The organism is Pontibacter lucknowensis, from assembly GCF_900156415.1.
Lineage (GTDB): Bacteria > Bacteroidota > Bacteroidia > Cytophagales > Hymenobacteraceae > Pontibacter > Pontibacter lucknowensis.
Map to the genome: position 1 here is coordinate 1069845 of NZ_FTNM01000001.1, position 24532 is coordinate 1094376.

Annotated in this window: 19 protein-coding genes; 5 read left to right on the forward strand and 14 right to left on the reverse strand. The window is 50.4% G+C overall.

Going from position 1 to position 24532, the window contains the following annotated elements; all coding sequences use genetic code 11:
* Positions 1–69 precede the first annotated feature (69 nt).
* Positions 70–1647: a rhomboid family intramembrane serine protease gene (locus BW972_RS04835; protein ID WP_234986297.1), complete on the reverse strand. Its 1578-nt coding sequence runs from the start codon at positions 1645–1647 to the stop codon at positions 70–72.
* 63 nt (positions 1648–1710) lie between these two features.
* Entirely contained in the window at positions 1711–1893 is a 183-nt protein-coding gene (locus tag BW972_RS04840) for a hypothetical protein (protein ID WP_007658316.1), read from the reverse strand.
* A 232-nt stretch (positions 1894–2125) separates the two neighbouring features.
* On the opposite strand from BW972_RS04840, the gene BW972_RS04845 reads away from it, so the two are divergent.
* From BW972_RS04845 to BW972_RS04855, 3 genes are read left to right on the forward strand one after another with little or no spacing between them, the layout of a single operon-like run.
* On the forward strand, positions 2126–2935 hold the full coding sequence (locus tag BW972_RS04845) for an N-formylglutamate amidohydrolase (RefSeq protein WP_007658314.1): 810 nt from the start codon (positions 2126–2128) through the stop codon (positions 2933–2935).
* A gap of 2 nt (positions 2936–2937) precedes the next feature.
* A complete protein-coding gene (locus BW972_RS04850) occupies positions 2938–4794 on the forward strand; it encodes a peptidase MATCAP family protein (RefSeq protein WP_076421310.1) in 1857 nt (618 codons plus the stop codon).
* A 25-nt stretch (positions 4795–4819) separates the two neighbouring features.
* Positions 4820–5869 (forward strand): glutathione synthetase, encoded by a 1050-nt coding sequence (locus BW972_RS04855; protein ID WP_076421311.1) that lies wholly within the window; start codon positions 4820–4822, stop codon positions 5867–5869.
* Positions 5870–6480: 611 nt separating this feature from the next.
* Here BW972_RS04855 and BW972_RS04860 read toward each other — a convergent pair.
* From BW972_RS04860 to BW972_RS04870, 3 genes are all read right to left on the reverse strand, one after another.
* The gene (locus BW972_RS04860; protein WP_007656793.1) at positions 6481–6933 is read right to left on the reverse strand and encodes a hypothetical protein; all 453 of its coding nucleotides are present in this window, start codon (positions 6931–6933) and stop codon (positions 6481–6483) included.
* A gap of 27 nt (positions 6934–6960) precedes the next feature.
* Positions 6961–7893, reverse strand: coding sequence for a hypothetical protein (locus BW972_RS04865; protein WP_076421312.1), 933 nt, complete (start codon positions 7891–7893; stop codon positions 6961–6963).
* A 139-nt stretch (positions 7894–8032) separates the two neighbouring features.
* A complete protein-coding gene (locus tag BW972_RS04870; RefSeq protein ID WP_083674071.1) occupies positions 8033–10672 on the reverse strand; it encodes a DUF3857 domain-containing protein in 2640 nt (879 codons plus the stop codon).
* A gap of 164 nt (positions 10673–10836) precedes the next feature.
* Between BW972_RS04870 and BW972_RS04875 the strand changes: the two genes are divergently transcribed.
* The gene (locus BW972_RS04875) at positions 10837–12693 is read left to right on the forward strand and encodes an ABC transporter ATP-binding protein (RefSeq protein ID WP_076421314.1); all 1857 of its coding nucleotides are present in this window, start codon (positions 10837–10839) and stop codon (positions 12691–12693) included.
* 50 nt (positions 12694–12743) lie between these two features.
* On the opposite strand, the gene BW972_RS04880 is transcribed toward BW972_RS04875, so the two are convergent.
* From BW972_RS04880 to BW972_RS04915, 8 genes are all read right to left on the reverse strand, one after another.
* Entirely contained in the window at positions 12744–13532 is a 789-nt protein-coding gene (locus BW972_RS04880) for a DUF2490 domain-containing protein (protein WP_143731857.1), read from the reverse strand.
* Between the two features lie 168 nt (positions 13533–13700).
* Positions 13701–15479 carry an SLC13 family permease gene (locus tag BW972_RS04885; RefSeq protein ID WP_076421487.1) on the reverse strand — a complete coding sequence of 593 codons (1779 nt, stop codon included), beginning with the start codon at positions 15477–15479 and terminating at the stop codon, positions 13701–13703.
* 189 nt (positions 15480–15668) lie between these two features.
* Positions 15669–16100 (reverse strand): hypothetical protein, encoded by a 432-nt coding sequence (locus BW972_RS04890; protein ID WP_007657073.1) that lies wholly within the window; start codon positions 16098–16100, stop codon positions 15669–15671.
* 121 nt (positions 16101–16221) lie between these two features.
* On the reverse strand, positions 16222–16695 hold the full coding sequence (locus tag BW972_RS04895; RefSeq protein WP_007657071.1) for a fasciclin domain-containing protein: 474 nt from the start codon (positions 16693–16695) through the stop codon (positions 16222–16224).
* A 101-nt stretch (positions 16696–16796) separates the two neighbouring features.
* On the reverse strand, positions 16797–17426 hold the full coding sequence (locus tag BW972_RS04900) for a rhomboid family intramembrane serine protease (RefSeq protein WP_007657069.1): 630 nt from the start codon (positions 17424–17426) through the stop codon (positions 16797–16799).
* 107 nt (positions 17427–17533) lie between these two features.
* Positions 17534–18508 (reverse strand): polyprenyl synthetase family protein, encoded by a 975-nt coding sequence (locus tag BW972_RS04905; RefSeq protein ID WP_007657060.1) that lies wholly within the window; start codon positions 18506–18508, stop codon positions 17534–17536.
* Positions 18509–18515: 7 nt separating this feature from the next.
* A complete protein-coding gene (rnr, locus tag BW972_RS04910; RefSeq protein WP_007657058.1) occupies positions 18516–20774 on the reverse strand; it encodes a ribonuclease R in 2259 nt (752 codons plus the stop codon).
* Between the two features lie 362 nt (positions 20775–21136).
* On the reverse strand, positions 21137–22972 hold the full coding sequence (locus BW972_RS04915; protein WP_076421316.1) for an ABC transporter ATP-binding protein: 1836 nt from the start codon (positions 22970–22972) through the stop codon (positions 21137–21139).
* Positions 22973–23079: 107 nt separating this feature from the next.
* Here BW972_RS04915 and BW972_RS04920 point away from each other — a divergent pair, with 107 nt between their 5' ends.
* On the forward strand, positions 23080–23742 hold the full coding sequence (locus tag BW972_RS04920) for an HAD family hydrolase (RefSeq protein ID WP_083674072.1): 663 nt from the start codon (positions 23080–23082) through the stop codon (positions 23740–23742).
* 78 nt (positions 23743–23820) lie between these two features.
* Here BW972_RS04920 and BW972_RS04925 read toward each other — a convergent pair whose 3' ends face one another.
* Positions 23821–24441: a lipoprotein signal peptidase gene (locus tag BW972_RS04925; protein ID WP_076421317.1), complete on the reverse strand. Its 621-nt coding sequence runs from the start codon at positions 24439–24441 to the stop codon at positions 23821–23823.
* Between the last annotated feature and the right edge of the window lie 91 nt (positions 24442–24532).

A 24532-nucleotide genomic window follows, 5' to 3' on the forward strand; every position in this document is an offset into this window, starting at 1 on the left:
GAGTTAATGGTCAAGTGGAAGCGCGCCCTTATAAGTACCTGATATGAGCCTGTTGGGTTATCAGCCAGGCTACTGTTGCTTTGTTACGATCAAAATTACCCCGTTTTGGGCTTTCTCGCCATACATGGCTACGGCCTCCTCTCCTTTCAGCACCGACACCGCCTCAATATCGTTAGGGTCCACATGATCTTCTATATCATCAGGAGCTATACCTTCCAGCACCTCGCCGTCGAGCACAATGAGTGGCTTTGTCTCCAGGTCAAGACCTGTGGCTTCTTCCAGCGCATCGGGCAGTGGCATCTCGTTCAGGTTTCCGTGCGACGTAGCAGGTTTACCTTCGCGCAGGTTGTTTAGGTCCTGCACAAACGTGCCGATGGCCCATAGCACCCGTTGCTGCTCCTGGTGCATCCAGGGGCGGTTGTCGCGGATGTCGTCGCGCATCATGGTATAGGATGTTTTGCGCAGTTGCGTATAGCTGAGCAGTATCTCTACCTCCTTTGCCTGCTGTTCGCCCAGATCAGGTAATTCCTGAAGCGCCATCAGTTCTTGGATACTCTCGTCCCACAAAATTATACCTTGCTCCAGACCCTCCAGGTATTTGCCGCCATTGATCAGACTGGTATTCTGCTCCATTTCCTGCATCACAGCCATTGCCGCGGTTTCCCGCTCACCAAAGCGGTCCAGCATGGTCAAATATTTAGCATTCTCTGTAGGTACCTGAAGGTATAGGCCCACAAAACCGCCCAACACCAGCGCCACCGTTACGATACTACCCCTCAAATCGTAGTGTTGCGTAAAAAACCTGCCGGAGCGCAGCATTAACACAGCACCGTAAGCGGTACCCAGCACCAATCCGCCTGTGTGCGCTGCATTGTCTATACCGCCTTTCAGGCCGAAAAGCAGGTTCACTACAATCACACCAAGCAAATTGAGCACCATGCCTTTCTTCTCAGTCCAACTCATCTGCCGCTCCAGCAGTACCATGGTCATGAACATACCGAACATGCCAAAGATGGCTCCGGATGCTCCGGCACTGATGCGCTGCTGGTCCCACCAAAGGCTTGCCAGACTGCCCGCCAGCCCACAAAGCACATAGGCTATGATAAACTGCCTGCGGCCCACCAGCGGCTCCAGCGCACCACCTATACTAGCCAGCGCATACATGTTCACGAGCAGGTGTATGATGCCAATGTGCAAAAACATGGACGTAAACAGGCGCCATGGTTCGCCCGTCAGGGTATAAGGCCCAAAGTTGGCTCCTGCATTCACTAGGTCTTCCCCTTCAGGTGAGAGCACGTGCATACCTGCCAGCGCCAGCAGCACGAAAATAAGGATATTGGTATTGATCAGGATGGGCGTGACAAAGTAGTGCCGCTGTGGCACGAAGAGTGTCCAGAAGTCTTTGAGCTTATCTGTGAAGGAAGTTGGTGCGGCGGGGTTTGGATTGACTTGTTTTTCGCGCAACTCCAGTGCTTGCAGAGTTTCCTGCTTTATCTGCTCCAGGTCTGGAGCCGCTATGCTTCTTCTTTCAATCTCAGCGATTACAGCCAGTATCGCTTCCGGCTCATACGCTGCACGTTCCCCTAGTATTTCCAGCAGTTGACTGTCCCCTTTTTCGGAGGCCACTGCTGCATAGCTGTTTTCCATCTGCAAACCTTATTCTCTTTCTGTAAAGATAAGGCAGCAGACGTATTATACAAGCCGGAAAAGCTAACGGGTATAGGCAAGCATTACCCTGCCCGTCACCAAAGCGCCGGTCAGCCCAATGGCATACCATAAACCCAGTGGCAGTGTTTCTGCCAGGTATAGTCCACTATTCCTAAGGCTCTGCATCAGCAGGATCAGTAAGAAAATCACAATAGCTAATAGCGTATTCTTGTAAATCTGACGCATAGGCACCTCTGATTTATGGTGAAACAATTGGTATATAGCTATACTTTGTAATATCTTAATTTGTTATAGTCTTTTAAATCTATTCATTTCAAGTCAATCTGCCAACTATATCACACTAAGCTTTTACATGATAACTATGATTTGTTCGTGACTGAATATCAAGGTTTAAACAAATAAGTCTATCCAATAACCTTAGAGATTCATATCGGGTAAAAGTTTTCAAAAAGATTTTATGCCTGACCCTACACAAGCACAATCATATTATTCTATCACTACCGGGCGTAGCCCTCTCATTGCCACAGCCATACACGATGGGCACCGGGTGCGCGAAAATATCCAAAGCCTTTTTTCGCTCAACTCCGATGAACGACTTCGCGAGGAAGACCCTTTTACGGAGGGCTGGGTAGGTATAACAGACAACCAGATTATTGGTTTAAACTCGCGCTTCGAGATGGACCTGAACCGCTCCCGCGACAAAGCCATCTACCGCAAACCTGAGGACGCCTGGGGGCTCACTGTCTGGAAAGACGAGCTGCCTGAGGAACTGGCGCAGGAGTCGCTGGCCCGCTATGACCGGTTTTATGCCGATGTGAAGCAGATGCTGCAAGGTATAGCCGACCGGCATGGCTGCTTTGTGGTTTACGACTTACATACCTACAACCACCGCCGCGAAGGAGCCGATGGCCCAGAGGCCGACCCGCAGGAAAACCCGGAAGTAAACCTCGGCACCGGCAACATGAACCGCCAGCTCTGGGCTCCAGTCGTAGATGCCTTCACCCAAAGCCTGCAGCAATACGACTATCAGGGTCGTCACCTGGATGTGCGTGAGAACGTGAAATTTGAGGGAGGACACTTCATGCGCTGGATTCACGATACCTTCCCGGACCGTGCCTGTGTCATCTCCATCGAGTTCAAGAAGTTCTTTATGGACGAGTGGACCGGCAAGCCTGACGAGGCACAATTGCAGGAAATCAAAAGCGCACTGCAAAGTACGACTGAACCTGTCCTTCAGGCGCGGGAGCAGGTATGCAAAACCCTATAAAGATGCCCGACACGATCTCTGACATATTCATAAAAGGCATCGTTCGGACTTTGAAGCGGGGTAGCCGGGTGCGACGCCGGCTGCCTGAGGGCGGCTTGCTGCACATCGACAGACCACTGCCCTTTCTGGTGCTTTACCGCCACCCGGCAGGCCAGCCCGACCATGCTACCGCTGACTTTGTGAAGGCCGAAGCCGCCTACATCATCGCTCGCGAAGAGCAGACACCCGAACTGCGACAACTGGTGCAGGCTATTGCCAAAGCCATGGCCGATGAGTTTGGCGCTTTCATGGTGCTCGAACTCTTTGCCGCACCGGATATAAGTGCCGCTGACAGCCCGACTTTCAGAGTGCTCGGGCCGGAACAGGCGCTGCCAGCCACCATCCGCACACTCAAAACTGAATTGGCCAGCATCAAGATCAGCGGCCTACCTGTTACAGTAGCCACAGCCTCTAACCAGGCTTTGCTGGAAGGCTCCAACAGCCTGATGAGCGAAGAAGAGCTGAAGCAGCACAGTACCCTAATGCTGGGGCTGGAACTAAAACCAATCTATCGCCAGGCTAATTCCGGGCAGGTATACCCCATGCTGCAGCGCACACTCCGCGGCCATGTGTCGAGTGCTATCAAAAAGGCCGTGTTCGACTTTGTGCGGGTGCAGACGACGCATCAGCCCAAGCATTTTCAGGCACTGGGCCGACAAGCGGTGGTACCTGCCGTCTGGCGCATCGACAAGCAGCTCACTTCCATCAGCGATCAGTTCCGGTTTCTGTTGCTCGTCACACCTGTCAACGCTGATGAGGCCTGGGAGGAGTTCCGCCAGAAGAAGTTTAAGCAGGCGCCTAACTTCCATTACCGCCTTATGCCCATGGATGCCGACCTGCTCAAGCGCAAACTCTACAATATACCGATCGAGAAGGTGGAGGACCCGACGTTGGCTTTCCTGTTTCGCGACAAGCGCCACGAGTTAGACAAGACCCTGACCATGCTCGCCGACCGCAATACCCCTGACTTCCTGTACAGTAGTCTGCAGTTGTTTGGCGGCGTGGACGAGCAGCTGCTCAAAGTGGCCGAAGGTATACTGGCCGCTATACCTGAGCCGATGCGGGAACAGGACGTGCCGCTTATACCTGTAGACGAGTTTGCCACACTGGCTGAGCAGGAGATAGCCTTTCTGAAGGGTCAGTATCCGGCGCTTGATTCAGGGGTGGACATTCGCAAAGACATTGTGGGGTTGATCGTTTCCAAAGGGAGGCTCAACATCGGCACTGATGCCAAAATCCCCAGGCACAGGGCGCGGGCGCTGATTCAGCACGAAGTCGGTACGCACATCCTCACCTACTTCAACGGAAAGGCACAGCCACTGCAGCAGCTCTATGTGGGCGTGCCGGGCTACGAGGAGCTGCAGGAAGGACTGGCTGTGCTAAGTGAGTATCTGGTGGGCGGCCTCGACCAGGACCGGCTTCGAATACTGGCCGCCCGGGTAGTGGCCGTGCATCACCTCACCAAAGGCTGCAGCTTCACCGACAACTTCTGCCGGCTCAAAGAGGAATATAACTTTGATGAGGAAACGGCCTTTAACGTAACCATGCGGGTGCATCGGGGCGGAGGGCTCACCAAAGATGCCGTGTACCTGCGCGGGCTCGTGCACCTTTTGCAGTACCTCAAAGAAGGCCACGAGCTGGAGCCGCTCCTGATCGGCAAGATCCGGCAGGAGTATATTCCCATTGTGCAGGAACTGATCTACCGCCAGGTGCTGCGCCCCGTTCCCATACGGCCCCGCTACCTCACCGATCCGGCCGCGCAGCCCAAATTGCAAAAACTAAAAGCAGGGATATCAGTATTTAACTTACTGGAAAATTAATCCCAACAAATACTTATATATAGACATGACAATAGGATTCGTAGTTAACGATATACATACAGAAAGACCGGGCTATGCCACCATATTTTTAGCCCAGCGAATGCATAATCTGGGCCATACTGTGTTTTTGATGGGTGTGGGAGACCTCGCCTACTACCCTGATGGCTACATGGGGGCCACTGCCGTGCAGGCCGACCCAAAGCATAAGTATAAATCACCTGCCACTTACCTGGATGCCATACAGGGCGAGAAGGCCATTCAGGTACGTGTCACAGCTCCAGACCTGGATGCGCTGATGCTGCGCAACGACCCTTCTGCTGAAGGAGAAGGCAGAGCCTGGGCACAGAATGCGGGTATTATTTTCGGGCAGTTGGCCCTACGCCATGGTGTAATCGTGCTCAACGACCCCACCTCGCTCTCCGATGCGGTGAATAAGATGTACTTCCAGCATTTCCCGGAGGCTGTACGTCCCCGCACCCTGATCACCCGCGACAAAGAGGAAATAAAGCAATTCTTCCAAGAGCAGAAAAACAACATCATCCTGAAGCCGCTACAAGGTTCAGGCGGCTCAGGTGTGTTTATGGTAAAGAAGAACGATTCTACTAACCTGAACCAGATTGTGGAAGCTATCAGTCGCGACGGTTACGTGATTGCGCAGGAGTACCTGCCACAGGCCACTGAAGGCGATGTGCGCCTGTTTGTGGTAAACGGCGAGGCATTGCAGCACAAAGGAAAATACTGCGCCCTGCGCCGTGTGGGCGCCAAAGATGACATACGAAGCAACCTGCATGCAGGAGGTTCGGCGCAGTCGGTGAAAGTAGACCAGACTATGCTGGACCTCGTAGAACTGGTGCGCCCTAAACTGATTCAGGATGGCATGTTCATGGTGGGCCTTGATATAGTGGGCAATAAACTGATGGAAATAAATGTATTCAGCCCCGGAGGCCTTTCCGATGTAAGCGAACTGGAAGGCGTTGACTTCTCTACCCCTATTATTGAGGCAATAGAACGCAAGGTGCACTACAAAAACACCTACGGCACCCAGATCGACAATAAGACGGTCGCTATGATTTAGAGTTGAGCCAGGGCAGAGTAAAAGGCAGGCAAAAGAGCGGCGTCAGCAGCTGTATCTTTGCCTGCCTTTTTTATGCAAAGGATTTGGCAAAGCGCAGCAGATATTTTACGCCTGCTTCAAGCATTTCATGGTTAGTGAAAGAGCATACCCAGACCAACGCCTAGGTTACAACGAGCTACTGCTAAAGGGTGACGGGAAAGAAAATCGAGGAGAATTAAAAAATTATACGTCTGACAGTCAGACACATACATAAAGTGCAAAAATATTTATACGTTTTGCTTTTTTTTAGAAAAACAAAATCATAATTTTGCACCCGATTTGAGAGAGATACATAACCGGAAAGCTAATATGTAAAGCAATTTCCAAAATCACAAATCTCACTCTGATTTTTTTGAATTTTATTAGCTGTGTCCAGCATAGTTTTGAAAAAATGATATACAATCTGCCAAGGCAGGTATAAAGATAAGGTTAGTTAAAGTTTAGATTAGTTTGTTTTAAGGTGAGAGAAGGCCCCGGTCATTTTGACGGGGCTTTTCTCATTTTAACCCTGTACCTTTCTGACTCAAATCCCTTTTCATCCTCTCTATTCGCTCCCAATTATAGCATTACCACTAGGCATACAGCACATAAGCCGCGCCCAGGGTTACAGGTATAGCTGCCAGCAACAGTTTTAGCACCAGCCCTGGCGAGGAGGTGCCTCTCCCCCATGGTATCTTAGACTTGAAAACGTAGCGCAGGCTTGTCATCAGGGTCACCATGGCCAGCAGCCCAGCGACCAAGTGCGTAATGGCGATCGCTGAATCAAAAACCGTATCCTGGCCCATGCTATGCTCGGCAGTACGGAGGTTCCAGTAAATAAGCACCAGTAACGAAGGCAAAGACACCAGTGCCCCCAGTCGCATACTAAAAAGTGTGAGCCACGATGAGAAAGCAAATAACGGAACCGCCGCCATTAACCCCATTTTCCTGTAAAACAGGGCTTCGTCTCCTGTCAGATCTGTGTAAAGCAGGATTAGCAGTGCATGGGCAAAGCCCGTCAGGAAAAGCAGCAAGTAGCGCGTCATAGGCTACTATACTGCAGAAGCCGGCTTTCAGATTTCCTCCAAGGTATAATAGGTATAGGTACTTCGCAAAAGCGGTAGCTTCTCGTACAAGTTGATATTGTAGATTAGTACCTGATTGGCTTTGCCGCTAGTATCATAAATATATTCCTCCTGTATGTAAGGTCTGTCGCTTCGTAGGATGGTACGCTGGCTTAGCCTGCCTTCTTCGTCATAAGCATAGTTTATCTCTTCCGACATGTCTTTCAGGCTTTTGATACGGATTCGCTTCAGGCGTCTGAATGTATCGTAGTCGAACTCCATACTCTTTTGTAGCATACCATCTCTGTGGAGTTGCCGCTCTACCACATAACCTTCCTGCATACGATGCGACCAGCCAGCCCCGGACTGACGCAGGTTTTGCATGGTGTACTTGCCAATGTAGTTGTTATACATGGCGGCTGCATTCTCGTGCAGTTCTTCCTTTTCCTGTATTTCTCCATTAGGAGTAAAAGCGAGCGTAAGCACCGGCTGGAATGTATTTGTAGCCGGATCGTATACCTCTACCTGCTGGTGTTTGGGCATCAGGCCTGTATCCAGGTTCTTCCTATACTTAATGGCTATAGCTGATAATATAGACCACCTGGCAGTCTCTATATTACCTACTCTGTTAGAGTACACATCCCCGGTAAGATTATTCTCCTGTACCATTACCGCATCGGCTCCATAGCGCCTGGCTTTCATCTGCAGCCCCCTAACCAGATCAATATAGGCCGTATTTTCACCTCCGTGCACCTCAATTGCTGCCAATTTAATGTACTCTTCCTGTGGCCACTCTCCCCTGAACAATACTTCTATCTCGTTGTTGTGCGGCTGTGTTGGAATGGTGGTTAGTCGCTCGTCTATTTCAGGATACAGGGATGATGTGCAACCGACAAGTGAAAAGGTGCTCCAGGCCAGTGCTACTAGTACAGTTTTTTTCATAGGTTTTGACTTAATGTTCTAACCTTATTCTGCTCAAACATCGTGCTGTATTTGTGCAGGATATGCCTGTACTAAAAAAATATAGTAAAAATTTATATTAAGAGGATGCTGCTTATAAAGCTATCACCCTTGCAAAAGCCTAAACCATATTATTATTACTCACTTCTACCTCGTTCGCTATTTCTACCACTGGTTGATCAAACTCCTCTTCCAAAGGTGGTTGCAGCATTTTTACGAAGGTGTCTTTCACGCGATGGGACAAGTGGAAGTAGGGCACCCAGATTGCCGCCAGTATAACAGCACGAACAGCTTGGGAAGGACTGGTTTTATCCATCTCAAATGGCAAATGCATGGATTCAAGCGCCACGTATTCACCTATTACGAACAAGGCATTCGCAACATAGAATGCTTTCATCAGTTCAGGTACACTACTGCGCTTCTTCAGAAAGAGGATTAGCAACAGGATACTGAACACCACAAAACCTATGTTCAGAATCAGCTCAACCAGTATAAGGCCGGCCAACTCGGGAGCGAACGTCTGTGAGGAGGGCAGAACCAGTTTCTCCCACATAGTTTGGTTGAAATAGTTGCTGCGCAGTACTGTTATTATACCTCCCAGTGGCGTTACGAAAAGAACGATAAGCGGCACGAGCAGCCAGCCGCCAATAGTTTCCGCCTCCCCTAAGCTAAAACCCGGTGCCGGATTAGGGTCGTAATAGTATAGCCTATAGCCCCCATAAATTGCCGCTCCCAATGCCAGTAGCGCCACTACCAGCATGATCCAACTGAACCCGGTGCCGTTTCCGGCTGCCGTGCCGGTATTATAGTTCAGGCTGTAGCCCATGTCATCCAGCATGAGCTTCTGGTTGCGCATGAAAGCACTCATATTCTCTGGCAATACATGGTCCTGCAGTATGCTGTAGGTATAGTGGAGTGTAAGCAAGTTGCCCGTGCTGGCATAGGAAACGACACTTTTGTAAGTAAAGGCATCGTCTTTTACTTCTTTGACCTCTGGGTTCACCGGCCAGGGCTCCGGCAGGAACAGCTGTATCTCGTGTTCCACGTTTACCGGGTAGGACAAGCCCATGGGCATGGTGCGCTTGCTGGTACGTGGCGTGTTAATATAATCACGCAACACTTTTGGAAAGAAGGTCGCCCGTACCTGCCCATTTATACCCTCCAGTTCCTCCCAAAGATTATCAATGCTGTACTCTTCCAGTATCGTGAACTTATTACCCTGCTCGTAGTCAATAAAATCTACGGGTTGGGTCATTTCGATATCCGGAAAATTGTTGGCGTAAAAGTTCAGATAAGCCTTTTGGATCTCCTTTAGGCTGGTAGTCGCAAAACGGCTGCGCTGCATGTCCGCTTCCCACCCAGTGTATTCTGTCTTCACCTGCAGCGTGACGGCCCCACCCACATCATCAAACAGGAAGGTTTCCAGCACTTTTATACCGCCATTGTTCGCAATCGGCGGTATCACTTCTGTCAGGCCCTTTGAGGAAGGGCTGAGCACAAGCGCCTGTTGGTAGTCGGGTATGTAGTTGGAGTGGGAAGTGCCGCGCTGCTTGCTGATGGTAGGATCGTACCAGAGCCTGGAGCCTCGCAGATTGACCTGCACAATGCAATGGTTAAAAGCATAGGGCGATGGCAAGCCGTTTTTGACCTGCCCTTTGGAACTGGAGTTTACCAGAGCCGGGTAGGCCTCAATGCCAAGGTGTTTGAGCATGGTGGCCAACAGCAGCGACTTGTCTTTGCAGTCACCGAAACGCTGCGCAAATACCTGGGAGGGAGATCGTGGTTTATACCCGCCTATACCGGCTTCCATACCCAGATAGCGCACATCGTCCTGCACAAAGCGCAAAGCAGATACCAGCCACTCCTCCTTCGTTCTGGCTGTCGTTCTGATGCTGTCAATCACAGCTTGGAGTGCTTTAGACGGCGTCTCGTTCAATTCGTACATGGGTAGCGCCCAATCCACTACTTCTTTCCAGGAATTGTATTCTGAGACCATGGCGCTCGGATAGGGATCATACCAGCCAGGCACGTCGCTGTCTACGGTGGTGGCTGGCAGGTTTGTCAAATGCCAGGTATAGCTGGTGTTACCGTTAGCCGTAACAACAGTTGGTTTATGTTCCGTCTTATGAAGTTTGTAGTGCAACTTGCGCTGCTCAGGCATCAGAATGTGCACCAGCAGCTCATCTACCGGGTCGTAAAACTGCAGATAAAAGGAGGCAAAGAATTTGCCTTCAAAAACCGGGTTACGCCCTTTAGTGCTCCAGGCATACTCCACCAGGTCACCTACCCGAATATCCTCCAAAACAAGAAGGGCGGTAAGGCTTTCATCAAAAATGCGCTGCTCTAGTCCCTGCTCCCGCTGAATGACCTTCACTTTGCTTAGGTCCAGCTTGTCGATGGGCTTTCCATTACGCCAAACTGTTACCTTGTGCAGGTATAGCTTTTCATGGTTAGGGTCGAAGGAAAGTTGCAGTTCAGAGCTGTTCTGCACGCCTTCTTCTGTCGTAATCTTATAGGTGTTGTGAAAATAGGCTTCCTCCCGCGCCACTTCCCACTGAATGGAGCGTTGCAGGTAATGGTACCCATCGTTCACATCTTCGGGAGCAACGTTTGTCTGCAAACGTAGTGGTATTTGCTTCGTCCAGGAAGGTATAGGAGCCGTTGAGATTGTTTTAGGAGCCGCACTAGCCGCCAGTTGGCAAAACAGGAAGATGGCGGACAGACAAAGTGTACGGAAAGTTTGTTTGTAAAAGTGAGCCATACGCAAAAAGAATATTCAGCTAAATATAGAACTATTTCTTAAAATATGATCAGGCAAAAACCAGCCGTTCGCATATATTTTGCAGAAGGAAGCCAGAACATTAAGTGATGCCACAGGTATATGATGAGCGACTGTAACCAAAAATATAATTTGAAATAAAATACATGAACACCCCCCAAAAAGGAGCAAGAGCAGCCTCCAGCAGAGCAAATCAGGACAAGAAAAGCTTTCGCGAGCAGGTAGGCGCCTTGAAGAACCTGCCCAAATTTTTCCGCCTGATCTGGGAGACGAGCCGCAGCATGACCATCGGAAACCTGCTGCTGCGCCTTGTCAAATCGGCTATACCGCTCGCCATGCTCTATGTGGGCAAGCTGATCATTGACGAGGTGATTGGGCTGATCGATGTGTCAGGCGAGCGCGACCTGAGCTTTCTCTGGATGCTGGTTGCAGCGGAACTGGGCTTGGCGGTGCTTTCGGATATCATTAACCGGGGCATTACGCTGCTCGACAGTTTGCTCGGAGACCTCTTCTCCAACAGAACCTCCGTGCAACTCATCGAACACGCTGCCCGGCTGGACCTGGCGCAGTTTGAGGACGCTACTTTCTATGACAAACTTGAACGGGCCCGGCGGCAGACCATCACGCGGGTGGTACTGATGTCGCAGGTGCTCTCGCAGCTGCAGGATATGGTGACGATCGGCTTTCTGGCGGTAGGTCTGATTGCGTTCAATCCATGGCTCATCCTGATCTTGCTGGTGGCTGTTATACCTTCTTTTCTGGGCGAAACGCACTTTAACGAGCGCACCTACTCCCTCTCCCGCTCCTGGACACCCGAGCGCCGCGAACTTGACTACCTGCGCTACATCGGGGCCTCCGACGAAACCGCTAAAGAGATCAAGACCTTTAACTTGTCAGGGTTTCTGGCCAGTCGCTTCAAAGAGCTCTCGGACCGCTACTATGCCCTGAACAAAAGCCTGATCGTGCGGAGGGCGGTATGGGGCAGCGCCCTCTCCTCTTTGGGCACATTAGCATATTACGGAGCCTACATTTTCATCCTATTCCAAACGGTGGCAGGAGCTATTACAGTGGGTACACTGACCTTTCTGGCGGGTTCGTTTAGTAACATGCGCGGCCTGTTGCAGGGTATCATGACTCGCTTTTCACAGATCGCTGAGAGTGCGCTATACCTGCAGGACCTCTTTGATTTTCTGGAGCTCAAGCCGCAGATTACGCCGCCTGTCAATCCTTTGCAAATACCTCGTCCTATACAAGAGGGTTTCACCTTTGAGGATGTTGGTTTTAAGTACCACAACAGCGAAAAATGGGCCGTGCGGCACCTCTCCTTTCACCTGCGGGCCGGCGAGAAACTGGCATTGGTGGGCGAGAATGGAGCAGGCAAAACCACCCTGGTCAAGCTGTTGGCCCGACTCTACGAACCCACTGAGGGCCGCATCCTGCTCGATGGTATAGACTTGCGCGAGTATGACCTGAACGACCTGCGCCACCAGGTGGGCATCATCTTTCAGGATTATGTGCGCTTTCAGATGACCGCCTCTGACAACATTGCCATCGGCCAGATCAGCAACATCAGTGACCGCGACCGCATACAGGGCTCCGCACAGAAAAGCCTGGCCGACCCTGTCATTCAGCGACTGCCTGACGGCTACGAACAGGTGTTGGGCAAGCGCTTCAACAAAGGCGTAGAGCTATCGGGCGGAGAATGGCAAAAGGTGGCGCTGGCCAGGGCCTACATGCGCGACGCACAGCTGCTCATACTCGACGAGCCTACCTCCGCCCTTGATGCCCGTGCCGAACACGAGGTGTTCCTGCGCTTCTCCGAACTGATTGCCGGCAAAACCGCCGTGCTCATCTCTCACCGTTTCTCGACGGTACGCATGGCCGACCGCATTTTGTTTTTGGAGCAAGGGCAACTGAAAGAGCTGGGTTCGCATGAAGAACTCTTGGCGCAGAATGGTAAATACGCAGAACTCTTCACACTGCAAGCAAAGGGTTATCTGTAAGGTATAGGAAAACCGTGTGAGTAGCTACTTCCAATCTGCAATAGGTATAGCTACTGCGCTTCTTTAACACTGTTTTTGCTCAGATCGATTCTGTGATAGATGGCCAGATTGATGATGTGCCTGCTGTAGAACTGATATCCGGATCTGCGCTGCTGGTACCAATGCTGATAAGCTGCCTCAAACTCCAGATTATCCAGGATAGCATAGTTTAGGCCAGCATAGACACGGTTTTGATCGAATCTGTTATACAGTATCCTCTTCCCTGCGTTGACAAGGAGTTCATTGTTCACTTTCAGCTTGAGCGGCTGTTCGCGAATCGCTGTCAGCTTATACTCTATCCCTACCCTATACCTAAACCTGTAATTGCTATTATAGCCATTTGTCAGCCTGTCGTCAGAGGCATTTCGGAAATAGCGCTTTTCTGCCCTGTATCGGTGCGCAATGGTCAGGTTGCTTAGGGGTTGGTTATAGTTAAGTTGAAGGTGTGGCCGGAGTTCCGGGATGGTAAGACGCACCAGGGCATCCGGCTCATTCGGACTTTGGAGGAAATACGTAAAACCTGCAGATGCTTCCCAGCCCTCCCCTACTTTCCGGCGAATGCTGTTGCGTACCAAAAACTGATGATGCCTGTCAGGATTGAAGAACCGTCGCTCATGCAATTCTGTGCCAAATGACCATTTGGAATTTAATAAGAGTGTGTTATTATAAGAGTACCAGATCAACTGCTGCTGGGTTACCTGCCGCTGACTAGGCTGGGCCATGGCGTATGCACCCACCGACAACAGGAGAATAACCAGGAATAAAACGCGTGAGGCCATATAGAGCGTAAGGATGGGCAAAGTGTTAGATTATTCTTCTTCCGCCATGAAGTGCCACACCAGTATCACACAGGCCAGACTCAGAATCGCCAGAAAAATCAGGAACAGGTCTTCTCCCATAGTTACGAAGGTATGGTATAAACAGTATGTATACGATTAGCCTGCTCTTCTGTCCCACGTGGAACAGTATTAAAACGGAAAGAAGAACGGGATGATAAGCGAAGCCAATAACCAAAAAAGAATGTTCAGGGGCGTGCCTACCCGAAGGTAATCTACAAATTTATAATTGCCCGGCCCGTAAATCATGGTATTGGTCTGGTAACCCATAGGCGTCATGAAGCTTAGTGAGGCTGCGAAGGTAACCGCCACTAAAAATGGCCGAACGCTTACGCCCATTTCCTTAGCCGCCACTATAGCGATTGGTGCTAGCAAGGCCGCCGTAGCATTGTTCGACATGAAGTTGGTGGACATGAACGTGATAAAGAAAAAAGCTGATAGCAAAGCATGCGGCCCATAACTACCGATAGAGTCCACCAGAAAACCTGAAAGCAGACCGGCGGCTCCTGTCTTTTCCAGCGCAGTACCCATCGAGAGCACTCCAGCCAACATAAAGATCACCTTCCACTCAATGGCTTTGTAGAGTTCGTCGAGTCGTATACACTTGGTCAGCACCAATAGCACCACACCCACCAGGGCGCTCAGCACAATGTGCGCCAGCCCGGTAGCGGCTGTAAACACAACGCCAGCTCCTATCAGCAGTACCGGTATGATCTTACTGTAATCGTATTGGCTTCGCTCCGTCTCAGAAATTAGCAGAATGTCCTCATTGTTGCGAAGGTTCAGGGCCTGGTCTTTGTCGGCGGCAATCAAAAGTACGTCACCGGCCGACAGACGGGTATGGGTAAGCTTTTCGTGCAGAATTTCGTCACGATGTCGTATTGCCACCACTGTGGCGCCATGGTTGTGTGCTCTGAAATCAAGCTGCTTCAAGGACTTATCTACCATGTAGGAGTTAGGCGTCACAATCGCTTCGTAAAGCTTTGTGGAAGTATTGTTCAGGTCTTCTTCTTTTAGCTTCCGCTCTGATTTCAGCTTGATCCCCTTCTCCTCTTTCATCTTTTTGAGCTTCTCCACGTCGCAGCGCACCTTCAGCACATCGCCTACACGCAGCATGGTGTAGGGTGTGGCATTCAGCAAATACTTGTCGCGGGTGATCTGCAGCACGTCTATGTCCAGGTTCTGCACCAGGCTGGAGCTGCTGAGTGGCATACCTGCCGACGGAGACTCAGGCTGGATAACAATCTCAGTCAGATAGTCACCCATATTAAAATCATCGGTCAGGTCATCAGCCAACTTGCGGCTAGGCAGTAAAAAACGACCCGCCAGCAGCATGTACAGCACCCCAATAATCAGGAACCAGACGCCAGCTGCAGTGAGCTCAAACATACCGATAGGGGCCTCACCCTGCGCCTCGGCTATACCACTCACCAGGATGTTAGTGGAGGTACCGATAAGCGTGCATACGCCCCCCAGCAGTGCTCCAAAAGAGAGCGGCATGAGCAATTTGGCCGGGCTGATGCGTGTGTCACGGGCTACTTGTATCACTACGGGCATCAACAGGGCTACTACAGCGGTGTCGTTGATAAATGCGGAAAGCAGACCTGCCACCAACATAACGGCCAGCAAACAAAGCAGATAATTACGACGACCTACCCGCGTGAGGAGCACCCCTACGCTGCTTAGTGCGCCCGATTTAAAGATGGCCGTACTGATAACGAACATGCAGGCAACGGTGATGGTGGCTGGATTGCTGAAACCAGCAAGGCCTTCGGCAGGCGTGAGTATGCCAAGCACCATGAAAAGAGACATAACCAGAATGGCCGTCGTGTCGATAGAGAGCTTCTCGCTGACGAAAAGCACTACAGCTACCGCTATCACAGACAGAACTACGCCAATCTCGTACGTCATGCTAGAAAAGTTAAGAACAGGACTGGCCGCATGTGCTGCCAGGCAGAAGGTATAGGCTATACTACCCTGACCGAAACGGGACAATTGGTAGCTATAACTACATTTATACCTAAACGGTTACAAAAGATAGGGATAAGCGGATAGGAAAAAAATAGCTGAACAAAAAGAAAATAGAGGGGAGCTACGGTGTTATACCATGGATTCGTTTAGCCACTGCTCTGCGGCTTCGCAGGTTTCGAAGGTATGGAGTGGTAAATGGCTGCGAGATGCTATTTCGCTTACCTGCAAATTGGCTATTTTGTCAACAGGCATGACATTGGCAATCCGGCTCACTCCGACTGCTTTCATTCTGCGCTGCGATTCTTCGTGCAGACTATTGAGTGGCTGCGGGTGGGTGATCATGGTACGCATATCGACGAGAAGAGTAAAGCCTGAAGAGACCAGTTGCAATGCCTTGTCCCAATCATTCAGGAAATCAGGTACGCTGTCTGCGCTCTTCCAAAAGCCCAATATACTGTAGTAAATTCTGTTCCTGACTCCGTCATAGCCTATCTCGTAGCACTTATTCCGTGCTACATACTGCCTGGTGGTTGCGTCGTTATGGTGCGTTTTACTATCCATGGGAGGTTCTCGTATAGCATACGCAATTGGTTGCCAAACGCATTATACCTATTCAAGGATGAATAGGCTGATAAAGGGCAAAATGGTGCAATTCAGAATTCGGACAGGATATCTTCTGTTTTTAAGGTTGTAACATTCCTTCCAGTTCGTGCACCATACCATTTCGCAAGGTAATGTCTGTCGTGCGCAGCTTCACACCGTTCAGCAGGGTGTTCTCCCTCTTGCGGCACACATACAGTTTTTCTCCTCCATAGGTCTGCAGGTAGCTCCCTTCTTTAAAGTCTGCACCTGTTAGAGCTCCTTTGACCAGGTGCGCGGCCATCATGGAGCGTATCTTCTCTACAGATTGGCCTTTCAGTTCTTGCAAACGTGCTTCTGGGGGCATCAATAAGGTATAAGAGGAGCTACCAGAGAGAGCAGGCGCCATACCAGCAGTGGTCAGTAGCTCGGCCAGCAAGGGCCGCTCGTTGATGACATACTCCATTATAGTGGTCCGCTCCAGGCTGATATTCTGGGCAGCGGCTGGCTTACTAACCAGAAGAAAGGCTAGAATAAGTACTACTCCAAGGTATATATAATATAGTTTCGATTTCATTCGTACAAATGCTTGTCTTTTGCATTTATACGGAATTCACGACCTATCAGCCTGATTTTAAGAAAGAAGAATCAGGCCAATAAAGTGCAATTATACTTCCCCTATAAAAAAGGCAAACGCCAGTTGCTGATTTGCTCAATAAACAAAGGGCCTGCCTTCGGTACTAAAGCTAAGCTTATGACCATACCATACACTGCACCATAAAAGTGGGCATCGTGGTTGATGTTATCACCCATGCGCTTACCTTGGAAGTAAGAGTACATCAGGTATAGAATGCCCAGGATGAAGCCAGGTATACAAAGAATAGCATAAAGGCAGATATCCTGCGTCGGGTAAAAGAGAATGCTCGAAAATACAACAGAAGCAACGCCACCGGAAGCACCTAGGGCACGGTAAGAAGGATCATCGCGATGTTTCAGAAAGGTAGGTATATCAGACACGATAATACCGCCCAGGTAGATCAGCATGTAGATCAGGATACCCGTTACATCCCCGAAAATAGCGCTAAACGTCATTTCAACAGCATTTCCGAAGAAAAACAGTGTGAACATGTTGAAGAACAGGTGGGTATAGTCGGCGTGCAGGAAACCCGAAGTCAGGAAACGATGCCAGGAATTGTCACGCGCAACAGAATAAGGATGAAAGATCCAGTTCTGCATGAGCTCGTGATTTTTCCAGGCATACCACGAAATGCCTACTGTAATGATGATCAGGATGACGGTAACGCTCATTTATATAGAGTTTGAGAATTTAGGAGTTTGTGATTTTAAGAGTTTAGGTAACTGAATTGTAGCGGCGTTATACTGTAATGCTGTTAGGGCTAATACAATCAGCAATTCTAGCTATCCCGCTCCATCAATTGTAGTGCTAAGCCATGTATGGTGGCTTTACGCTCGATTGGTACCTGCACGGCCTCTAAGTGGTACAGTGCCTGCTGGAAGTAGTAATCGATTTGCTGTTCGGTTTGTTTGCGGATGTTGAGCTGGTCGTACACGGCGGTGATGGCCTGTACCTTTTCCTCGGCCGTATCAGCATCGGTTTTGTCACGCCAGTCGAGGATGGTTTGCAGTTGCTCGTTGTTGGCTTGCTCCAGTGCAGTCAGCATCAGGAAGGTCTTTTTGTCTGAGAGGATATCACCGCCTACCTGCTTACCAAATTTGTCTTTGTCGCCATATACATCGAGCAAGTCGTCGCGTAGTTGGAAGGCTATACCTACATTGTCGCCGAATTGCTTCAGGTGCTCGGCGTCGCTGTCAGGGGCTCCCTGCAGAATGGCTCCCAGTTCCAGACTAAAGCCTAAAAGTACCGCCGTCTTGAGCGTGATCATCTGGATGTACTCCTCAATGCTCACCTGCTGGCGGCGCTCAAAGTTCATGTCGAGTTGCTGGCCCTCACATACCTCGGCGGCTGTCTTGCTGAAGAGCTGCAGCACCTTGCCCAGTTTGTCGGGGGCTATACCTAGCATCATTTCGTAGGCGCGTACCAGCATCACGTCACCACTCAGGATAGCGGTGTTGGCATCCCACTTTTCGTGCACGGTGGGGTTGCCGCGGCGCAGTGGGGCCTTGTCCATGATATCGTCGTGCATGAGCGTGAAGTTGTGGAAAACCTCTACGGCCGCAGCGGGCAATAGCACGTTTTCCACATCATCATCATACATTTTTGCAGCCAGAAGCACCAGTAAAGGCCTTATTCGCTTTCCGCCCAAGGACATAATATAGCGGATGGGCTCGTACAATTCCGCAGGCTGTTCGCCATAGCGGAGGGTATTCAGGGTTTGGTTAAGCTGGGTTGAAAGCTGCGTGATATCCACAGGGGTGTTAATGTGTTTTAAGGGTTTCTACCAGTTCCATGTCGATGGTGCGCTCGGCCATGTTGGCGCTCACAATCTCGACCATTACTTCGTCACCAAACGAGATAATGCGCTTCGACTGACGACCAATGATGCGGTAGTTGTTCGCGTCCAGCTCGTAATAGTCGTCGTTCAGACTCGACAGGCGCACCATACCTTCGCACTTGTTCTCTTCAATCTCCACAAATATACCCCATTCTGTTACACCAGACACAATTCCTTTGTATTGGTTGCCGATGGTGTCCTTCATGAACTCCACCTGCTTGTACTTAATGGAAGCACGCTCGGCGTCTGCGGCTCGTTTCTCCATCTCGGATGAATGGCGGCAACGCTCCTCGTAGGCCTCTTTGTCTTCTGACTGACCACCATCCAGGTAGTGCTGCAATAGGCGATGGGCCATCATGTCGGGGTAGCGGCGAATCGGCGACGTGAAGTGTGAGTAGTGGTCAAACGCCAGACCGAAGTGCCCCTCGGGCTCGGTGCTGTACTTGGCCTTGGCCATCGTACGGATCGCAAGGTTCTGCAGTACGCTTTGCTCCGGCTTGCCCTCGATTTCGTGTGTCAGGTTGTTCAGCTCTTCCGAAATGTCGCCGTCTGGATCCACCTTATACCCGAATTTGCGGGCGAAAACAGAGAAAGTATTCAGTTTGTCGGGGTCTGGTGAGCCGTGCGTACGGTATACCATGGTCGGGCGCTTCTTGCCTTTGCCTTTGTTGTAGACAAACTCGGCCACCTTTTTGTTTGCCAACAGCATGAATTCTTCAATCAGCTTGTGCGCGTCTTTGCGCTCTTTCACATAGATGGAAAGCGGCTTGCCATTTTCGTCCAGTTTGAACTTCACCTCCGTGGTTTCGAAGCTGATGGCGCCGTTTTTAAAGCGCTTGGCCTGTAGTTTCTTGGCAATGTTGTTCAGGACATTGATCTCTTCAGCAAAGTCTCCCTCGCCTGTTTCAATGCGTTCCTGCGCCTCTTCGTAAGCAAAGCGGCGGTCGGAGTAAGTTACCGTGCGGCCATACCAGGTATCGTATAGTTTACCGTTGTCGTCGATCTCAAACACTACTGAAAACGTGAATTTCTCTTCGTTTGGTCTGAGTGAGCAAAGGCCGTTTGAGAGCCTCTCAGGCAGCATTGGGATGGTCCTATCCACCAGGTATACCGAAGTGGCTCTGTGGAATGCTTCCTTCTCGAGTAAGCTACGCGGGTGCACGTAATGGGTCACATCGGCAATGTGTACGCCTATTTCCCAATTGCCATTCTCGAGTTTCTGTATCGAGAGGGCATCGTCGAAGTCTTTGGCGTCAGCAGGGTCAATCGTGAAAGTGGTGACGTCGCGCATGTCGCGACGCTTGGCTATTTCGCCAGCCGGTATCTTGTCTGAGATCTGATTGGCTTCTTCTTCCACAGCTTCCGGAAACTCAAACGGTAGTCCGAACTCGGCCATAATGGAGTGAATCTCAGCCTCGTGCTCTCCGGCAGGACCAAACACACGAATTACCTCACCGGTTGGGTTCTTGCCTGGCTCCTTCGGCCATTCTACTATCTTCACGAGTACCTTATCGCCAGCTTCAGCCCCGTTCAGGTTGCGTTCGCCTACAAATACGTCAAAGTAAAGCTTTTTGAAATCAGGCACTACGAAACCGAAGTTTTTGGAAAGCTCCATGATGCCCACCAGTTCGGTGCGGGAGCGCTCAAGCACTTCCACCACAATGCCTTCGGCACGGCCTCCCTGCATGGTCGGCAATACTTCCACTTTCACTAGGTCGCCGTCCATGGCATACTTTAGGTGCTCGCGGAACACGCGTACATCGTCTTCTGTCTCTTCCGACACGATGTAGGCATATTTGCTGTTAGCCAGATCCACACGGCCTGTGATAATGTTCACACGCAGGTTAAGTTGGTACTTGTCGCCGTCTATCAGCAACAACTTATTTTCACGTATCAGGTTCACCAATATGCTTTGCAACTGGTCGCGGCCTTTTTTGTCGACGATGCCTAGCTTGCGGGTAATCTGGCGCTGCGTGAACACTGTGTCGGGGCTGTTGGAGAACATCTCCAGCACGATGCCTTTGGCCGATTTATCTTTACCGCCACCTCTGCGGTCGTCGCCTCTGCGTGAACTGCTTCTGGCCGATGGTTCTCTTCTGGAAGACTCGCCTCTGCGGGAGCCGCCTTTTTCGTTGCGGCTGTCTTTATCTCTGCCGCTTTTGCTTGGTCTTTTACTTCTCATGTATCTTCTTTCTATTGGCCGGTGCAGGTATACAGCACTTCAGGCCATGGCAATCATTGGTTGTAATAGTTTAGCCTCTATACGCCCACAAGGCAGACTAAGGTTAAAGCCAACTTAATTTCAGGTGAATTTATAGAGAAAAGTCTATATATGGGCTATGTGGATGGGTTTATTAATAATGATAGGGGCCTATAGCCAATGCCGTCACTAAAGCAAGTGCCTGTCATTTCGAACCGGGGGTAAGGGCCCTCTATTAGTGAGAAATCTGAAATGTAGCCAGGTTCTTGAGATCAACCAGATCTCTCCATCCTGTCGAGATGACAGTTAAGATATTATTTCTCTTTAATTGACGGCAATAGGGTCTATGCCTGATAGTGCGCTATACCTGATTGCAGAGTTGCTCGCTTCTCCTGTGCCGCCATAATGGCCTCGGGCTCACCACTGGGGATAGCCCGCAGTAAGGCTCGGGTATAATCGTGCTGTGGGTTCTGGAAGAGTTGTGCAGGTATACCCTGTTCCACAATCCTTCCTTCGTGCATGACTATTATGCGGTCGGCCATGTGCTTGGCCACAGCCAGGTCGTGGGTGATGAAGATATAGGTCATGTTGAAATCTCGCTTGAGTTCGTTGAGCAAATTGAGCACCTGCGCCTGCACAGACACATCCAGTGCCGACACTGATTCGTCGCAGATCAACAGCTTGGGTTGCAGTGCCAGGGCCCGTGCAATGGCGATGCGCTGCCGCTGCCCTCCTGAAAAGGCCTGTGGATAACGCTGCGCATGCTCTGTCGTAAGTCCTACCTTCTCAAGCAGTTCCGTCATCTTCAAAAGGCGTTCCTTGTCGCTTCCGTGCAGTTTATGCACACGCATAGGCTCCAGGATAGCTCCGCCTACGGTATGCATGGGGTTAAGTGAGGTATAGGGGTCCTGGAAAATCATCTGAAAGTAGCGGCGGTTTTGGCGCAGGGTCGCCGCATCCATGCTGCCGATATCCGCTCCCTCAAACAGTACGCTCCCTGCCGTAGGCTCCACCAGTCGCAGTATAGCCCGACCTAGCGTTGTCTTGCCACTTCCCGACTCTCCTACCAGCGCAATTGTTTCCCCGTGCTTCACATCAAAGCTTACCCCGTCCACGGCTTTCACATGACCTGTGGTGCGGGAAAAGATTCCTTTCTTTATCGGAAAATGCACCTGTAGGTCCTCCACCTGCAGCAATGGAGGTTTCTGGCTGTTGTCGCGCTGCTGTTTTATACCTGCGACTGTGCCTACATAGGCATTCACCACATCCACCAAAGAGGGCTCACATACCTGTGGCCGCTTCTCGTGAACGTTGCCTTGTGCATCTTCCTCCATGAAATCAGCCACCGTCGGCAGTTTGGCTTGCGACTTAATGCTCAATGTGGGGCGGCAGGCCAGCAGGCCTTTGGTATAGGGGTGCTGCGGATTGGTGAAAATATCGAGCACTTTACCTTGCTCCACGATGCGGCCTTTGTACATCACCAGCACGCGGTCGGCTACCTCGGCCACCACTCCTAAATCGTGAGAAATAAACAGCACGGCCATGTTTTGCTTCACCCGCAGTTCGTCGATCAGCGACAGCATGCGGGCCTGCACCGTCACGTCCAAAGCGGTGGTGGGTTCATCGGCAATCAAGATAGCGGGCTCGCAGGCCATGGCCATCGCAATCATCACCCGCTGCTTTTGCCCGCCTGAAATCTGGTGTGGATAACTGTCGTAAATTAGCTCCGGTCGTGGAAGCTTGGCTTGCTCAAAAAGATGCAATACACGTTCCTTTGCCTCTTTTTTAGAAATTTCCAGGTGCCACAGGAGCACCTCCGCCACCTGTTGTCCACAGGTATAGACAGGGTTGAGCGAGGACATTGGGTCTTGAAAAATCATCCCCATTTCCTGCCCACGAATCTGTTGCAATTGCTTCTCCTTTAGCTGTAGCAGGTCTACTTCCCCAAGGCACTGCGACTGAAAGACCGCCTTCCCTCCTACCTGCGCATTCGTGTCAAGCAGTTGCATCAGCGACAATGCCGTCACTGTCTTTCCTGATCCCGATTCACCAACAATCGCCACTGCCTCTCCTGCATATACTGTAAAAGAAACTCCCTCCACCGCATGCACTATCCCTTGGCGTGTAGTGAAAGTAGTTTTCAGATCCGTGACCTGCAGTATAGGCGTAGGTATAGACAAAGGTATAGGAATAAGGTGCTTCTGGTAAAAATAAGCTTTTTTGAATGATTGCGATATCTTTCTTGTTTTCGTTTTTCGCAGTACATTTAAGATCGACGCTAAAACATATGGAAAACACTTCTGAAAACACGCTGACAAGCAACAGTACCTCTACCAAAACAAATACTAAAAGCACCATCATTTGGGATCTTGGCGCTGTACTGATCGATTGGAACCCTCATCATCTTTACCGTAAGATCTTTGATGACGAAGCACAGATGCTGCACTTCCTGGAGAATGTCTGCACATTTGAGTGGAACGAGGAACAGGATGGCGGCCGCACGATACAAGAAGCCAATGAATACCTGATCGCAAAGCATCCCGAGCACGAAGAGCATATCAAAGCCTACTACGGTCGTTGGGAAGAAATGCTGGGTGGCCCGATTGAGGGCACTGTCGAGATCTTCAGGGAGATGAAGAACCGTGGCGAACATAAGTTATATGCTCTCACCAACTGGTCAGCAGAGCTCTTCCCAATTGCGCTGGAGCGTTATGATTTTCTCAGCTGGTTCGATGGGATTGTTGTTTCGGGTACTGAAAAAGACCGCAAGCCCAATCACAGTTTTTACCATACCTTGCTCAACAGGTATAAGCTGCAGCCTGCCGAAGCACTTTTCATTGATGACAACCTGCGCAATATAAAAGCTGCCGAGCAATTAGGTATAGAATCGATTCATTTTACTTCTCCTGAGGACTTGAGGGTGAGGTTGGAGCGCTTGGGTATCTTATAAGACCTTCTGAAGGTAGCAATAAAAGAGGCGGCTGCTCCATGTGGAGCAGCCGCCTCTCTGTTTACTTATACCTATACCTTAGAATCCCTGTTGCTCAGCCGCTGGTTGCTTAGCTGGCTCATCATAATGTGCGAAGAAGCGCTTCTGATTAAAGAGGATGATCAGTACACCAATGAAGATAGCTGAGTCTGCTACATTAAAAATTGGCCATAAGGACATAGGTTTGCCGCCTAAAATAGGCACCCAATTCGGAACGATACCTTCCCAAATATCAAAATAGAACATATCGATTACCTGCCCATGGAACCATGGGGTTGGAGAGCCATAAGGATGGTTGTCGAACAACACACCGTAGAAAGTACTGTCGATCAGGTTGCCGATAGCGCCGCCCAGTATCAGGCCGATGCACCAGATCAAGCCTTTCGGTGCTTTCGTTTTTACCAAATGGTAGATGTAATAGGCAATACCGAACACCGCCACTAGTCGGAACAAAGACAGAATCAGCTTGCCGTAATCAGAGCCGAGCTGCACACCAAAGGCCATACCCGGGTTGAGGGTATAGTGCAGCTTCAACCAGTCGCCCAGGAGCACGATCTCGCCTGGCATACCCATTTCCATGTTGTAATGCACGATAAGCTTCACAGCTTGGTCGATGATGATGACGATCAGGGCCACCAGGTAGTACTTCCAATATTTCATGTTTCGTCAATTAGGCTGCAGGAGCTCTGTTGCGCCGCTGCAGGATAAAGGTATAAGGTATAGCCCCGGCCATTTCATAGAGCCGGGGCTT